16 protein-coding genes are annotated in these 16284 nt (G+C 41.7%); 5 read left to right on the top strand and 11 right to left on the bottom strand.

Annotated features, from left to right (window positions below; all coding sequences use genetic code 11):
- Nucleotides 1-10: 10 nt before the first annotated feature.
- The 3 genes from ribH to pdhA form a co-directional block, all read right to left on the bottom strand.
- Nucleotides 11-514, bottom strand: coding sequence for a 6,7-dimethyl-8-ribityllumazine synthase (ribH, locus tag FRX45_RS15035; protein WP_152269263.1), 504 nt, complete (start codon nt 512-514; stop codon nt 11-13).
- A 268-nt stretch (nt 515-782) separates the two neighbouring features.
- Nucleotides 783-1463 carry a tetratricopeptide repeat protein gene (locus FRX45_RS15030; protein WP_152269262.1) on the bottom strand — a complete coding sequence of 227 codons (681 nt, stop codon included), beginning with the start codon at nt 1461-1463 and terminating at the stop codon, nt 783-785.
- Nucleotides 1464-1505: 42 nt separating this feature from the next.
- Nucleotides 1506-2450 carry a pyruvate dehydrogenase (acetyl-transferring) E1 component subunit alpha gene (pdhA, locus tag FRX45_RS15025; protein WP_152269289.1) on the bottom strand — a complete coding sequence of 315 codons (945 nt, stop codon included), beginning with the start codon at nt 2448-2450 and terminating at the stop codon, nt 1506-1508.
- Between the two features lie 190 nt (nt 2451-2640).
- Between pdhA and recF the strand changes: the two genes are divergently transcribed.
- Complete coding sequence (recF, locus tag FRX45_RS15020; RefSeq protein WP_152269261.1) at nt 2641-3723, top strand: DNA replication/repair protein RecF; 1083 nt, start codon at nt 2641-2643, stop codon at nt 3721-3723.
- Between the two features lie 3 nt (nt 3724-3726).
- On the opposite strand, the gene cysM is transcribed toward recF, so the two are convergent.
- Together cysM and epsC are read right to left on the bottom strand one after the other, a co-directional pair.
- Nucleotides 3727-4599, bottom strand: coding sequence for a cysteine synthase CysM (gene cysM, locus FRX45_RS15015; RefSeq protein WP_152269260.1), 873 nt, complete (start codon nt 4597-4599; stop codon nt 3727-3729).
- The gene (gene epsC, locus FRX45_RS15010) at nt 4599-5417 is read right to left on the bottom strand and encodes a serine O-acetyltransferase EpsC (RefSeq protein ID WP_152269259.1); all 819 of its coding nucleotides are present in this window, start codon (nt 5415-5417) and stop codon (nt 4599-4601) included. The genes cysM and epsC overlap by 1 nt, the downstream gene beginning before the upstream one ends.
- 222 nt (nt 5418-5639) lie before the next feature.
- Here epsC and FRX45_RS15005 point away from each other — a divergent pair, with 222 nt between their 5' ends.
- Nucleotides 5640-6443, top strand: coding sequence for a fatty acid desaturase (locus tag FRX45_RS15005; RefSeq protein WP_152269258.1), 804 nt, complete (start codon nt 5640-5642; stop codon nt 6441-6443).
- A 92-nt stretch (nt 6444-6535) separates the two neighbouring features.
- On the opposite strand, the gene lipA is transcribed toward FRX45_RS15005, so the two are convergent.
- Together lipA and FRX45_RS14995 are read right to left on the bottom strand one after the other, a co-directional pair.
- Nucleotides 6536-7465, bottom strand: coding sequence for a lipoyl synthase (gene lipA, locus FRX45_RS15000; RefSeq protein WP_152269257.1), 930 nt, complete (start codon nt 7463-7465; stop codon nt 6536-6538).
- A gap of 43 nt (nt 7466-7508) precedes the next feature.
- Nucleotides 7509-8327 (bottom strand): hypothetical protein, encoded by an 819-nt coding sequence (locus tag FRX45_RS14995; protein ID WP_152269256.1) that lies wholly within the window; start codon nt 8325-8327, stop codon nt 7509-7511.
- Between the two features lie 50 nt (nt 8328-8377).
- Between FRX45_RS14995 and FRX45_RS14990 the strand changes: the two genes are divergently transcribed.
- A complete protein-coding gene (locus tag FRX45_RS14990; protein WP_152269255.1) occupies nt 8378-8803 on the top strand; it encodes an OsmC family protein in 426 nt (141 codons plus the stop codon).
- Between the two features lie 61 nt (nt 8804-8864).
- Here FRX45_RS14990 and FRX45_RS14985 read toward each other — a convergent pair whose 3' ends face one another.
- From FRX45_RS14985 to FRX45_RS14970, 4 genes are all read right to left on the bottom strand, one after another.
- Nucleotides 8865-10139, bottom strand: coding sequence for a DUF2851 family protein (locus FRX45_RS14985; protein WP_152269254.1), 1275 nt, complete (start codon nt 10137-10139; stop codon nt 8865-8867).
- Nucleotides 10140-10496: 357 nt separating this feature from the next.
- Nucleotides 10497-11075, bottom strand: coding sequence for a Maf family protein (locus tag FRX45_RS14980; RefSeq protein ID WP_193311714.1), 579 nt, complete (start codon nt 11073-11075; stop codon nt 10497-10499).
- Entirely contained in the window at nt 11072-12034 is a 963-nt protein-coding gene (locus FRX45_RS14975) for a geranylgeranylglycerol-phosphate geranylgeranyltransferase (protein WP_152269252.1), read from the bottom strand. The genes FRX45_RS14980 and FRX45_RS14975 overlap by 4 nt, the downstream gene beginning before the upstream one ends.
- A 138-nt stretch (nt 12035-12172) precedes the next feature.
- Nucleotides 12173-12952 (bottom strand): Rossmann-like and DUF2520 domain-containing protein, encoded by a 780-nt coding sequence (locus FRX45_RS14970; RefSeq protein ID WP_152269251.1) that lies wholly within the window; start codon nt 12950-12952, stop codon nt 12173-12175.
- 61 nt (nt 12953-13013) lie between these two features.
- Between FRX45_RS14970 and FRX45_RS14965 the strand changes: the two genes are divergently transcribed.
- Both FRX45_RS14965 and topA read left to right on the top strand, forming a co-directional pair.
- Nucleotides 13014-13856, top strand: a complete 843-nt coding sequence (locus tag FRX45_RS14965) for an alpha/beta hydrolase (RefSeq protein ID WP_152269250.1) — start codon at nt 13014-13016, stop codon at nt 13854-13856.
- A gap of 73 nt (nt 13857-13929) precedes the next feature.
- Nucleotides 13930-16278: a type I DNA topoisomerase gene (topA, locus tag FRX45_RS14960; protein ID WP_152269249.1), complete on the top strand. Its 2349-nt coding sequence runs from the start codon at nt 13930-13932 to the stop codon at nt 16276-16278.
- Nucleotides 16279-16284: the final 6 nt, after the last annotated feature.

The following is a 16284-nucleotide window of genomic DNA, read 5'->3' as shown; positions in this document are numbered from 1 at the left end:
TATCATCAGTTTAAAGGTTCTTATCAAATGATGCCTTCAATGCTATCATTTTTAATGCAGTAACAGCAGCCTCCTCTCCTTTATGACCATGCCTGCCGCCGGATCTTTCCTGTGCCTGCTCATCCGTGTCTACAGTAAGCACGCCAAAAACAGAAGGAACGGGTAAAGTAAGATTAAGCTGAACAATACCATCCGTAATTCCTTTGCATACATAATCGAAATGCGGTGTGCCGCCTCTTACCACGCAGGCCAACGCAATAAATGCATCTGGACGATTTTTTGCCTGCAGGTGTGCCTTCCAGTAACTTATTATTCCGTAAGGCACTTCAAAAGCGCCGGGAACGGTAACTACCCGGTAAGCTACCTGGTGCTGGTTTAAAATACTTTTGCACCCCTCTTCCAGCTTGTCTACAACAGATGCATTCCACTCGGTGCGCACAATAACAACACAGGCACCCTTTGGTAGAATGCCTGTATCTAAAACATATAAATTACTGTTGGTTATTTCAGCCATTATCAAAGTAAATAATAAGAACCAAAAAACAAATCACAAAAACAAATCCGAAGCCGGGAACCCGAAATTCGAAGGAATACAAAAACCCAAAGAACAAATAACAAGAACCAGACCTGTCCGCCGTGGCGGATAAAATTCAAATTTCAATCCGAAACTCACCCCTAACCACTCACTATTCAAGTATTCGTCCTATCGTTAATAGTTATTCACTTAACAGCTGACAACTGAAATCTGAACCCATCTCAAATCTCAAATTTCGAATCTCCAATTATTCGGTTGCTCCTAATTTTCCAAGATACTTTTCGGCCGTAAAGCCTCTTTCCGTTCTGGGATATTTATCTTTTAACTGGCGGAAAAGCTCAATTGCCTCTTTATTTTTTCCCATTACTTCGTACAGGCTGGCTGCCCTGAACAAGTATTCCGATGACAATGCCTGGTTTTGTTCAAAAGTAGTGCTTGCTTTTTTATAGTTCTCCAGCGCTTCGGTATTCTTTTTTAATTCCGAATAAGCATCTCCCATAAGTCCGTATACCAAAGCCTGTGTTTGCACAGAACCGTTAGCATCAAAATCTTTCAGATATTTTAATGCATTATTATAATCTCCCAATTGCAGGTAAGTTTCACCTGCATATAATTTTGCAAGATTACCAGAGGGCGTTCCTCCGTATTTGCTGATCACTTTTAAAAAACCCGCATTTCTTCCATCGCCGTTCAATGCCAATTGCAGTGAGTCGCTGGCAAAATATTCCTGGGCTTTGGCAATAGCTTCAACTGCCTTTTTTTCTTCAGGAAGTTTAAACCAATATTTATATGCAAAATAACCACCTACCAGCACTATAACAGCACTTAAGAGAATAAGGATGCTCTTATTATTTCTTTCCCAAAAATCCTGTGCGTTTAACAGCCTGTCTTCGTGCTTAACCGCTTCATGTTTTTTTATTGCGCTCATTTTATAATTCAGTATTCTTTTAGAATTGTAATTTTGACTTGTTTAGTCCATTATAAATGGATAGTCTTTTTGTATGTAAATGTCTTTTAATAACTCATCATCATCCGGCCAAGGGCTTTCTTCAGCAAATTTTACTGATTCGTCCACTTCTTTTTTCACTCTTTCATTAATAACTTCAATCTCCTCTTCCGTAACGTTGAAAGCTTTGATCAATTTACTTTTTGTGTATTCAATAGGATCGCGCTGTTTGTATTCCTCTACTTCCTCCTTAGTACGGTATTTTGCAGGGTCACTCATGGAGTGGCCTTTATACCTGTAGGTTTTTATTTCAAGTAATGTTGGCCCACCGCCTTCCCTGGCTCTCTTTACAGCACGTCCAACAGCTTCATGCACAGCTTCGGGGCTCATTCCGTCTACCGTATCACCGGGCATATCATATGCATCAGCCAGCTTGTAAATATCCATTACATTGGAAGTTCTTTGCACTGAGGTACCCATTGCATAGTTGTTGTTCTCACAAATAAAAACCACAGGCAGTTTCCATATCATAGCCAGGTTAAAGGTTTCGTGCAATATGCCCTGGCGTGCGGCTCCGTCTCCAAAAAAAGTAAGAGATACATTATCGGTACCCTTGTATTGTTCAGCAAAAGCCAACCCTGCTCCTGTTCCTATTTGTGCGCCTACAATGCCATGCCCCCCAAAAAATCGTTCCTTCATTCCAAAGAAGTGCATGCTGCCGCCTTTTCCTTTTGAACATCCTGTAGCTTTGCCGAATAATTCGGCCATGCACGATTTGGCACTTACTCCTTTTGCGATAGCCAATCCGTGATCACGATAGGCTGTAATAAAAGGGTCTTCGGGTTTGGTAGCTGTCATACAACCTGCCGCTAACGCTTCCTGCCCGATGTATAAATGACAAAAACCACGGATCTTTTGCATTCCATACAATTGCCCGGCTTTTTCTTCAAACCGGCGCAGCAAAAGCATCAATTCATACCAATACAGGTAGGTTTCCTTTGTAAATTTTACAGTTTCTTTTGTTGTAGCGCTCACGTTGCAAAATTGAGCGGCAAATATATGTGTTAAATCTCAAATTCTGAATTTCAAATTCTAAGACTGATCTCATCAAAATTCTTATTTTCAGCTTTATTTTCAGGATTCAATATAGATTTGCGCCTTGTTTAAACTGGAGAACATATCATTAGCACAATTCCGGAATTACGGGCAGGCCACTTTTACCTTTTCTCAAAATGTAACCGGCTTTTGCGGTAAAAACGGCAGTGGAAAGACCAATCTGCTGGATGCAATTTATTATATGTGCTTTACCAAAAGCTATTTTGGAAAAACGGATATACAAAATACACAACAGGGAAAATTGGGCTTCCGGCTCAACGGGCAGGTTACCGTAGATGGCAAAAGTCATAATATAATATGCGTGCTGCGCGAAAACGGTAAGAAAGAATTTGGCGTGGACAATGAAAATTATACAAGATTTGCTGTTCATATTGGTAAATTTCCATGCGTAATGATTGCGCCCGACGATGTGGCGATTATTACGCAGGCAAGTGAAGAGCGGAGGAAGTTCATAGACTATACCATTTCACAGTTGGACGCTGCTTACCTGCAAACCCTGATTGACTATAATAAATTATTGCAGCAGCGGAACAGTTTACTGAAGCAATTAGCAGAATCAGGAAATATGGATGAAAGCCTTATGGAGGTTATTTCTGCCCAGCTTGTAGTTGCCGGTAATTTCATTTACAGGAGTCGCAAGGCATTCCTCGAAACATTTATACCTGTTGTTCTGGAATTGTATCATTCGATTGCAGAATATAAAGAAAAATTAACAATAACCTACAAAAGTCATTTAGAATCAGCAGACTTTAAAGCATTATTAATAAAAAACAGAACCAAGGATATAGCGCTTCAACGCACAAGTCAGGGAGTGCACCGCGATGATCTTGAGTTGGGCCTGGAAAATTACCCGTTTAAAACAACCGCTTCGCAGGGGCAAAGAAAAAGCCTGTTGTTTGCATTAAAGCTCGCAGAGTTTGAAGTGCTGCTGAAACATAAAGGATTTCCCCCGCTTTTACTACTGGATGACGTATTTGAAAAATTAGATGAAGCACGTATGAAAAACCTGCTTGTTAAAGTATGCGTGGAAAATAAGGGGCAGGTTTTTATTACAGATACCCATTGTAGCCGCTTAAAAGAAGCGCTGGAGCAATTGCAGGTAAGCCATGAAATTAGATCCCTGTGATGGTTACCCGAACAGATCACTGCTCAGATACCTGTCGCCCCGGTCGCAAACAATAAAAACGATAACGCCGGAGGAAATTTCTTTGCTCAATTTTAGTGCAGCCGAAGCGGCTCCGCCGCTACTCATACCGGCGAATATGCCCTCTGCTTTAGCGAGCTGCCGGGTAACATCTACTGCTTCGGATTGAGAAACATCCATAATCCGATCTACCCTTTGCGGTTCAAAAATTTTAGGCAGGTACTCTTTTGACCATCTCCGGATACCGGGAATAGACGACTCTTCGGTAGGCTGACAGCCGATTATTTGTATTGCAGGATTTTTTTCTTTTAAATACCGCGAGCATCCCATGATCGTTCCCGTGGTTCCCATGGAACTTACAAAATGAGTAACAGTGCCTTTTGTATCATTCCATATTTCCGGGCCGGTTGTTTTATAGTGAGCCATTACATTATCAGTATTGGCAAACTGGTTAAGCAGATAATAATCTCCTTTGGCAGCCTTTTCCTCGGCATAATCCCTGCACGCTTCTATACTTTCGAGCAAAGTAACTTTTGCACCATATGCTTCCATAGTCAAAACCCTTTCCCGCGTAGAGTTAGAGGGCATCGCCAGCTCAACTTCCATTCCAAACAGGTTAGCGGTAAATGCCATAGCTATGCCGGTATTTCCGCTTGTTGCTTCTATTAGCTTTGTGTGTTTATTTATGTCCCCCCTGTCGAGCGCGCTTTTGATCATGTTAAATGCCGGACGGTCCTTTACGCTTCCACCGGGGTTATTGCCTTCGAGCTTGGCTAATATTTTTACACTGCTATTGACATTTAATTTCTGGAGTTCAACAAGGGGGGTATTGCCTATTAAATCTGCTACGCTTGTCATTATACATTATTTTTGATCTTTCTTTCTTCTATTATTATTTCAGAGTTGTGGTATACAAATGATCCGGCGGGAACACTGTGCGTAAGCCATACGTTGCCACCAATAATACTATTATGACCGATAACGGTATCGCCACCCAATACCGTTGCGTTGGAATAAATAATAACATTATCCTCTACGGTTGGATGACGTTTCATGGAAGCCATGCTCTTATCCACACTTAAAGCTCCCAGGGTAACGCCCTGGTATAATTTCACATAATTACCAATAATTGCTGTTTCTCCAATTACTATCCCGGTACCATGATCAACATAAAAATATTCCCCGATCTCTGCGCCCGGATGTATATCAATACCCGTTTTTGAATGTGCATATTCCGTGAGTATCCTGGGCAATAGGGGTACATCGAGCGTTAACAGCAAATGTGCAATACGGTAGAAACACAAAGCATAAAAACCCGGGTAAGCCCTGATCACTTCAAATTCACTTTTTGCCGCCGGATCTCCATTTAAAATTGCTTCTACATCCGTATTTAGCACGCGGTACAGCTCAGGTGCACCTTTAAAAAACTGGTTGGATATTAACTCATTATTGCAATCGCAGCAGGCTTTTGTTGCATTCAGCATATGGGTCAGTGCCGTTTCTAATCGTTTAAATTCTTTATCAATATCTTCCGCAGTATTATAATTGCAGGCAGACAATTCGGGGTATAATAAGCAAATAAGTCCTGACGCCCACTGTGCAATGGTTTCATTGGGAGGAACATCTTCTAAAACCTGTTGCTTATCAAAAATATGCTGACTCAGTTTTTTTGTCATTGAAGTGTCATGCTTAAAATTGTAAAAATACACCTGTGAACCTGCTGGCAGACAAAGGTAAGCGCAATTGATAGTATATTAAACAAAGGAATATGTTTAACGCTTATTTTAATAATTAAGGATGTCATTCTGAACTTAAAAACTTAAGCCAAATTTCATAGATAACCTTGCCTGGATTATGTATAAATCTTATCTTTGCGGTTTGGGTTTTAATTGATAATAATGATCGTTATTTTAGTGTTCTTTTTCGCACATTGGTTTTTATCGTTGTTTTTTCATTCTTTCTTTTTGCACCGCTATGCCTCTCACCAGATGTATACCACATCAAAATTCGGAGAAAAGCTGATTTATTTTTTAACCTGGTTTGCCCAGGGGTCTTCTTACCTTGTTCCCAGGGCTTATGGTGTAATGCACAGAATGCATCATACCTTCAGCGACACGGAAGAAGATCCTCATTCGCCTCATTTTTTTAAAGATATATGGCAGATGATGATGCATACGGCAGCAATTTACAGTGCTTTTATTACGGGTAAAAATGTTCCTGACAAACAATTCACTAAAGAATACCTTCCCGTGTGGGACAAACTCGACCGGTTCGGTACCAGCATGATTACCCGGACCGCGTTTGGTGTTGCCTATTTTGCAGTATATTTTTTCTTCGCCCCCAGTTGGTGGTGGTTCTTATTACTGCCCATACATTTTCTTATGGGGCCTATTCAGGGCGCTATTGTTAACTGGTGCGGGCATAAGTACGGCTACAGCAATTTCGATAATGGCGATCATTCTAAAAATTCCTCTCCCTGGGGAATATTACTGATGGGTGAATTATTCCAAAACAATCATCACTATGCAAAAGACAGCGCCAATTTTGCAAAAAAGTGGTTTGAATTCGATCTTACTTATTTTATTATGCGTGGGTTGAACAAACTTAAATTGATCAGGTTGAAACCCGTTGCAGCAGTTACCGTGAACAGCGGCACGAGGGGTAGTGAAGTGAGTAGTCGGCAGTCAGTAATGATTGAATAATAATAATCAACAATCGGGCATGAACTTGATCTATCAGGTCATAAACCGAAGAGAGGTCTTTGTTACCCTGACGAAGGAAGGGAATTCATCAGCTAACTAACCATTTTTTCTTTTTTCTTCAGCCATTCTTTTTTCCCGGTTCCTTCAAATACATGCCTTTCACTGTGATAGGAAGAGCGTACTAACGGGCCACTTTCAACATAGTCGAAACCCATATCATAACCTGCTTCCGTATATTCGGCAAACTCATCGGGATGCACAAAACGAAGAACCGGCAGATGCCTGTTGCTGGGCTGGAGGTATTGTCCCAGTGTAATTACATCAACACCATTTGAACGAAGATCGCCCATGGTTTGTAATACTTCTTCTTTCGTTTCACCCAAACCCAGCATGATGCCCGATTTGGTTCGCATACCATTTTCTTTGAGATGCTTAAGCACTTCCATACTTCTCCAGTACTTGGCCTGTATGCGCACCTGCTTTGTCATTCGTTCAACCGTTTCAACATTGTGTGAAACCACTTCGGGTGCGGCTTCAATAATACGCTGAATGTTTTCTTTTTGTCCTTTAAAATCAGGAATCAGGGTTTCCAGTGTAGTACCCGAATTCAAGGCTTTCACAGCCTTGATGGTATTGTACCAGATAATGCTTCCCCCATCCTTCAGCTCATCCCTGTCTACCGAAGTAATTACGGCATGTTTTACTTTCATCAGGTATATAGCTTCGGCTACCCGCTGAGGTTCATCCCAATCTACGGCTTCAGGGCGGCCCGTTGCCACAGCGCAAAAGCCACAACTTCTTGTACAAATATTACCCAGTATCATAAAAGTAGCAGTGCCTGCGCCCCAGCATTCGCCCATATTTGGACAATTACCGCTTTCACAAATAGTATGCAGTTTATGGGTATCTACTAAATTCCTTACATTTTTATAGCTTTCACCAATGGGCAACTTCACCCTTAACCAATCTGGTTTTTTAGTGCGTTGCGCTGGTTCCTGGTTAGTAACACAAGCTCCACTCATAATTTAAATTGTAAACGTTTTCCAAAATGCAAAAATAACCGACTTACTTCCGTTTGCCAAATAAGAAGGATACATAGGCGTTAACGAAGAATTTCCTGGAAGGGTTATATGCCATTTGCTCAATATCTTTAAAATAATATTCCACATTTATTCCACCTTCTATTGCAGATACAATAGTGTTAAAGCGATTGTAATCAAAACGCAGGGCTGTTTTAGCATGTAAGCCGGGGGCAAATTTCATTTCATTCCACCCCTTACTTAAACCCGATCCGCCAATGATGTTGGCGGTGCTCAGGAATAAGGAACTGTCTGGGGAATCGTATTTAACATACCGGGTTTCATTTGCCTGGTCCTGTACTTCCACATAATAGGGTCGCAAAAAACCTAGTGACAATCCGCCTGCGCCAATACCGTATACCGAAACACCGTTTTTGTTATTTTTACCACCAATCAGTATTTGTTGCCCGGCGGCAAGCTTTAACTGGTAGAAAATATTTCTCTTCCCATATACAAAAGGATTACCGAAAAATATAAAACCACCGGCATCCGTTTGACGATTGGCTTTTTGCTCTTTACGGTGTTTTTTTTCGTTAAACTCTACCTGGAATATGGTGGCGCGTGTTACGGAATTGGCACGACCCAGTTCATAGGATATGCCCCACCCGTCTGTATTTACTTTTATGCCAAAAGCATTCTGTTTATGAAAAGAAGGTACTCCTTCTTCTTCCAGGCGCATCAGTTCATTTATTTTTTCTCTCTTTGCTCTCCGCTTATCCTCTTTCCTTTGTTCAGCCGTTCTTTGCTGGCTAAAAGCTCCAAGGGTTATACAAATACATATAATTGCTGCAATGATTTTTTTCACCTGGAATATTTTATTGTTCTTTAAACGTAAATTTAAACAAAAATAATACAATGACTTCAACTGTAGTTTACGAAGAAAATCTTCGTACCGTTTGCACCCATTTAAAATCAGGTACCGTTATTGAAACAGATGCTCCTCCGGACAACCAGGGGAAAGGTGAACGTTTTTCTCCGTCCGATCTTGTTGCCACCGCGCTGGCAAGCTGCATGCTTACTATTATGGGCATTAAAGCAAGAGACATGGAAGTTAATCTCAAAGGCGTAAAAGTGGAGGTTGAAAAAATAATGGCCAGTAATCCAAGGAGAATAGGGGGCTTAAATTTAACATTTCATTTCCCCGCCGGCTTTGAGGCAACAGATAAGGAGCAAACGATACTGGAGAAAGCGGCGCTTACCTGTCCTGTATTCCACAGCATTCATCCGGATATAAAAATAAATGTGGTCTTTAACTGGAAAAAAGAAACAGTGCAATCGTGAAATGGTAAAGGTGAGACGTGAAACGAACTCTCACTTCTCACCTTTCACTATTCACCACCATTCACACAGATCGCTTTAAAATAGCAGCCCCTGCAGCACAGTTCAGGCAGCTTTTATTGCAGCAATATGCTTTGGTTAATTCAATGTAAGCCTGCGAATCGTGCGCCGATGCATTTGTCAATCCTAATGCAGTCCATTGGCGGGTAATGTTGTTTTGCTCTGCGGTGGTTTCTTCGAGCCATTGCAGGGCTTTATTTTTATAAGATTGTTCCTGCTTTACATAACCATAAGCAAATACCACCGGAACAATGGTATTAATAATAATATTCTCTATCATTTGCCTGCCCAGTACTTTTTCTTTAAAAGATGAGGTTTCATCAAAGCGGTAGTGATAATGCCAGTAATCATTGGCTGTTACGGTTAATAATGTTTTTAACTGTGCAAGCACTGAAGCCGATTTGACTTTAGAAAAAAGACGGGATGACCGCTGAATAAGCTTTGCCAGTTGGGCCAGCCGGATGCAGGGAAAATTGCCCGGCCGCATCCGCAAAAAATGAACAGGCTGATGTACAGGAAGGAAATTGTATTTCTTCCTGTAAAACAGGTATTCCTTTTGCAGCATCCGGGGATACTCTTCTTCAAAACCGGCATCTAATAAACCTGCCTGCCCCAATAAAAAAGATTCTAACTGATGTATCTGATTTTTATGCTTTGTCAAAATACCAACAGACAACGACCGGGCGATGGCTTCAAAAGCATCACTGTTAACGGTTGCGCCAAAATTTCTTGCCAGCATCCACCAAAACACTTCTTCCCAGTGTCCGTTGGTTTCTTTTAAATAATGTTCAACTGTTTGCGTTTTGCGCTGCAACCGCTCTGCCACCAATCTGGCTTTCCAACTGCTCCAGATCAATTCAGGTACCATGCTTATACTGCCGCTGCAGGGAATGATGGTTTGGGCATACATCAATTCTTCATATCGCTGTAACAGGATTTTAGAAACCCTGTTCTGCAAAACCAACGCGGGTGTATCATTACCCCATTCATCCTGTACGGTAAAGTCATTTTCCCATACCACGTGCAGGATAATATTTTTGTAATTTTTATCCTCATCGTGGCGATGCAGTTTCCAGTCGGAAGCTTTTACATGTAATTCGATATTGCCCGCCCAGGTAGTTGTATTGATCCTGATACCCGCCTCCTGGAAATCAGGCCCCTGGTTGGTATTAAGATGTCCGGGATGAATGATCTGTAATGATTCATTGGCAGTGGTATGCAGATCAGTTTTATTAAAATACTGCATCTGCCAGATAAATTGAAGCAGGCGCTCTGTCATAGGTTATGTAGTGATGGTGTATGATGGTAAGATACAAAGAAATATAAAGAACCAAAAAACAAATCACAAATAAATCTCAAATCAAATCCGAAGCCGGATCCCGCACCTGCGGGACGAAATTCAATATAAAAGCATCAAGAACCAAATAGCAAGAACCAAATTATATACAGATGGTTCGCTCCTTAACATGACAAGCAAATCGGAAGTCATAAATCCGAAATCCGAAGAGAAGAGAAAGGTGAGAGGTGAAAGAAGCTGTATTCATCCCGATGTTAGCAGTTACTCACCTGATAGCTGACGGAAACCTGATACCTATCTCAAATTTCAAATCCTTCCCTGAAACCTGTAACCTGCAACTCATCTCAAATCTTCCAACTCCCTCACTACCCTGCTCACCGGCAAACCCATTACATTATAAAAATCACCGTTAATGCGTTCTATACCCACAACGCCTATCCATTCCTGTATGGCATACGCACCGGCTTTATCGTAGGGCTTGTATTTTTCCACGTAAAAAATAATTTGTTCCCGGGTTAATGTATGAAACCATACTTCTGTAATATCCGCAAATGTTTTTTGTTCTTTACCATTTACTATGACTACTCCTGTAATTACCTCGTGTTTTTTGCCCGACAACATATGCAGGACCCGGATGGCATCTTCCTGGTCTGCCGGCTTGCCGATGATTCTTCCTTCGCATACCACTATTGTATCCGCCGCCAGTACAGGAATATGCTGCTCATATCTTTTATACACCTGGCCTGCCTGTACCGCAAGCGCTTTTTGCCGGGCTATATGAATGGCAGCTTCTTTGGGTGTCAGGTGATCAGGAAAACTTTCATCTGTTGCCTCAGCAATGATATCAAAATCAACTTCCGCCCATTCCAGCAATTGTTTCCGTCTTGGCGATTGCGAAGCAAGCACTATTTTTTTCATGATTGATATACTTTAAAGAAGATCATAGACAGGATACCGGCAAGCATGACAAACTTTACCGCACCGCTCAGGTAATGGTAATCTCCGGCAACCGATGCCACATATAGTTTCCTTGCAATCCATAGCAGTGGAACAATGATCAGCAGTGTACAATATAAAATACTCCACCACCAGCCCAGGTACATGGCATAAAATTGTATGGCCAATAATGAACCTGTAAGTACCATCAGCCATGCGCCTGTAAATGCTTTCGCCACGGGTATACCCCATACCACAGGCATGGTTTTACATCCATAACGGGCATCACCTTCCATATCTTCCATATCTTTTATTACCTCGCGTATAAGTGAAATAACAAAAGCAAAACCCGCGTATAAAAAGGCCAGCCGCATAATCCGCCGGTGTACCTGTTCATCAATGGCAGCCGGCATTTGCCGGCCGGGAATAATACTTGCAGGAAAATAATCAACGAAAAAGAAAACCACGAGCACTACCCATGCGGTAAGCAAAGAAATAATGATATTGCCGGACAGCAGTTTTTTTTTGAAAGTGGTGGAGTATACCCACAACAACAATACACATATTACATTGGAAAAACCAATAAGCCAGTTGCGGGTTATAAAAGAAATATAAAACCCCATTACCACGCCGGCAGTAGAAAATACCCAATGCCAGATAATGGCCCATCTGCGGTGAATATGTTTTTCTACCACAATACGTTCGGGTTTATTTACCTGGTCAATATTCAGATCAAAATAATCATTTATCACATATCCCCCCGCGGCAATGCTAACAGAAGAAGCAACAAGGAAAAGCAACAGGCTGAATTCGTCTGCAAAAAACACTTCCGGATGTATGGCAGGAAAAAGAATGCAGAAATAAAAAAGAAACTGTGTAATACCAATAAATATAAGATTGGGATACCTGATAAGTCTTAAAAATGCGCCAGCCAGTTTCATGGCGTGAAGATAAACGTTCTTTTTACTTTTTGCTTTATCAGAGTTTATAGTCCCAACTGCTATTTGCTCAACACAAAAAAGTTAAAGCACCATAATGCTTTGCGGCTGATCTGCGAGATCCTAATTTAGAATTTGAATTCAACCCGCCTTTGGCTCAGCATAATAGTCCGAAATACTGCCTGACAGCTCAGCATATAATCTGGAGAGCGCCGGGTACGCTTTTAATAGGTATAAATGTTTTGCTATGGTATCCTTGTCGTTCCGTATCGCCGGGCCGGTTTGCATCAATTTGGCAGGATATTGCTCCAACCTGTCAACCGTTTCATGCAGCAGCGGCAATAAGAGTGAAAAATCAAGCGATTCCTTTGCACAAAAATCCTGGGTAAGCGTATACAGGTAATTGGTAAAATTATTAGCGATAACCGCACTCAGGTGCAGCTTCACTCTTAAGGCATCATCCGCAAATTGTACTTTGCCGGAAAGTGATGCTGCAAAGGTTTGAATACTTCGCAATGTGCCTGGTGAGTCCGCATCTATTAATAAAGGCATTTCCGGAACAGCCTGCCTGTCGCTCCGCAAGCTTTGTAAAGGGTATAATACACCATAACTGCCGGCAACGTTTTTCAATACCATCTTACTGACGGAACCTGCCGTATGCACTGCTATACCTTTAATTTTTACCGGTAACCAATTTTCTATACCTGTAAGGACAGTATCGGAAACCGCTATTATATATATATCAGCACCATCGGCAATCTCATAAAAATTATCAATGTACGGTGTATGCAACAATACCCCCAGGGTTTGGGCATGTGCTGCGTTTCGACCAGCAACTTGTACAATATGGTGTCCGCACTGCACGATCTTTCGTCCTAATGCTGTTGCTACATTTCCGGTGCCTATTATAACAATTTTCATTATTGCAAATTAGCGCTAAACTCCTTTATTTTTGTTGTTTGTCATTGATATTCACGCACAAATGAAACTGTCACATAAAATTGCATTGACATATCTCAGGGCCAGGTTACAACTGATCGCTCTTATCTCACCTCAAAAAGCAGCCAAAAAAGCTTTTACATTATTTTGCACCCCGCAACGGGGAAAGCAGCAAAATCCATCTGCCATCATTAAAAAAGCGGAGTTGGTTTCGTTTAGCATGAACAACCTGTCCATTCATGGCTACAGATGGAACCATCCTTCGCCAAAAAAAATATTGATAGTCCACGGCTTTGAGTCTTCCGCACGAAACTTTGATGGATTTGTTCTTCCTTTAACAGACAAGGGGTATGAGATTATTGCTTTTGATGCTCCGGCACATGGCAAAAGTGACGGGAAAGAAATTACTTTACCCATATATGTGCAGGCACTTCAGCATATTGTAAGCGAATACGGGCCATTTGATGCCTATATTGCACATTCCTTTGGTGGATTGGCCATTGCACATCTGCTTGAAACCGTTCCGCATAACGAAAAAACCAGGATCGTTTTGATTGCTCCTGCCACGGAAACCACAACTGCTATAGACGGATTCTTCCATTTACTTCAACTGGATGGAAAAGTAAGACAGGCATTTGACAAATTAGTCAGGGATAAAAGTGGCATACCACCTGAATATTTTTCTATACGAAGGGCCGTGCAAAACATAAGCGCTAATGTATTATGGATGCACGATGAACAGGATGATATAACCCCTTTGCGGGATGTTGAAAAAGTTAAAAATGACAACCATCCACATATTAAATTTATCATTTCCAATGGCTTGGGTCACCGTAAAATATACCGCGACAAGCATACCGTAAACCACATTCTTCACTTTTTATAAATGATGGTTTTTTTTGTTTTTTAATGGTTTACTTTAATATTGCATCAATTAATCATCGAGTTTAAGCAATACCATGGCAAAGAATTTATTGATAGTAGAATCACCGGCAAAGGCAAAAACCATTGAAAAGATCCTCGGCGAAGATTTTGAGGTTAAAAGCTGCTATGGACATATCCGCGACCTGGAGAAGAACGATATGGGCATTGATGTTAATAATCACTTTGAACCCCGTTACATTATCCCGGAAGAAAAAGAGAAGGTAGTAAAAGAACTGAAGAGCCTGGCAAAGAAAAGCGGTGAAGTGTGGCTGGCAACGGATGAGGACCGCGAAGGAGAAGCCATAAGCTGGCATTTATGTGAAGTGCTGGGATTGGACCCCGCAACAACCAAACGGATTGTTTTTCATGAAATAACCAAACCTGCTATCCAGGCTGCTGTTCGATCGCCACGCACACTGGATATGAACTTAGTAAATGCCCAGCAGGCCCGCCGGATATTAGACAGAATTGTAGGATTTGAGTTGTCGCCGGTGCTCTGGCGCAAAATGAGTATGCGCAATAACCTCAGCGCCGGGCGGGTGCAAAGTGTAGCGGTGCGTTTAATAGCCGAGCGGGAAAGAGAGATCAATGCATTCAAAAGCATTAGCACTTTTAAAATAGAAGCATTATTTGCTGCAAAAGACATCAGCAACAAGCCGGTAACTTTTAAAGCCGAAGGCAGCCGTTATTCCGTGGCGGATGATGCCGTAAGTTTTTTACAAACCTGCATTGGTGCAAAATATACCGTAAGGGATATACAGATAAAACCAGCAAAAAAATCTCCTGCCGCTCCTTTTACCACCTCTACCCTGCAGCAGGAGGCTTCCCGCAAATTGGGCTATTCGGTAAGCCGAACGATGCTGCTGGCGCAGAAACTGTATGAAAACGGGCATATTACTTATATGCGTACCGACAGTGTAAGCCTGAGTGAAACAGCGGTAAATGATATTTCCGCTAAAATCAAGTCGCAGTACGGCAAGCAATATGTGCAGGTGCGGAAATTTAAAAATAAAAACGAATCGGCACAGGAAGCGCATGAAGCTATTCGCCCTACCGCAATGGAAACACTTGCTGTTGACGATGCAGATTGCCGTAAGCTGTATGAACTGGTATGGAAACGCACAATGGCCAGCCAGATGGCAGATGCTGAACTGGAAAAAACCATAGCAAAGATCAGTATCTCAACCAATAAAGAGGACCTTACTGCACAGGGAGAAGTGCTGAAATTTGAAGGATTTTTAAAAGTGTACCGCGAAGACAGGGATGAAGAGGATATGAACGAAGATGAAGCTACAGAAGGCATGCTGCCACCCCTTGAAGTAAATCAACAGGTAGAATTTAGGGAAATGAAAGCTGTTGAGCGGTTTTCAAGAGCCGCTCCACGCTTTACCGAAGCGTCACTCGTAAAAAAATTAGAAGAGCTGGGCATTGGACGTCCTTCTACCTATGCACCCACCATTTCTACTATTTTAAAACGCGGGTACGTTGAGAAAAGAGATAAAGAAGGCGTTAAAAGAGATTACCGCATAATGCTGCTGAAAGCGGATAAAATAACAAAACTTACTGAACACGAAACAACGGGTGCAGAAAAATCCAAACTCTTTCCAACCGACCTTGGGCTTGTTGTAACAGATTTTTTGAAACAGTATTTTGATGACATTATGGATTATGGCTTTACCGCCAGGATTGAAGAAGAATTTGATGAAGTAGCGCAGGGAAAAATAAAGTGGAACAAAATGCTGGGCGATTTTTATGCCCCTTTTAAAAAAGATGTAGACAATACTATTGAAACTGCCGAACGCATTAGTGGAGAAAGGGAATTAGGCGTTGACACCCAAAGCGGAAAACCTGTAATAGCCCGCATGGGGCGCTACGGACCAATGGTGCAAATAGGCAGTGCAGCCGCAGAGGGTGAAGAAAAGCCCAGGTTTGCCAAATTGAAAGCTACCCAAAGCATTGAAACCATATCGCTGGAGGAAGCTATGGATCTGTTCAAGCTGCCACGGAACATAGGTAAATTTGAAGATACCGATGTAACGGTAAGTATTGGAAAGTTCGGACCATATATAGCTCACGATAAAAAGTTTTATTCCCTTAACAAAGAATTCGACCCCTACAGCATAACACTGGAAGAAGCCACGCCTATTATTGTTGAAAAAAGAAAAGCCAAAGAGGAAAGGACGGTTAAAGTTTTTGAAAAAGAAAAAATACAGGTTTTGCGCGGACCTTACGGACCTTACCTGAAGCAGGGATTACGCAATTATAAGCTCAGCAAAGAACAGCAGGAAAGAGTTGCGGATCTTACAATAGAAGAAGCCCTTAAAACGATAGAGGAACTTAAGGCCAACCCGCCGAAGAAAACGGCAAGGAAGAAAAAAGCATAATTAAGG

The sequence above is a fragment of the Agriterribacter humi genome (assembly GCF_009192765.1).
GTDB classification, from domain to species: Bacteria; Bacteroidota; Bacteroidia; order Chitinophagales; family Chitinophagaceae; genus Agriterribacter; species Agriterribacter humi.
The sequence above is the reverse complement of the archived record's forward strand: the minus strand, read 5'-3'. Positions and strand labels throughout refer to the sequence as shown.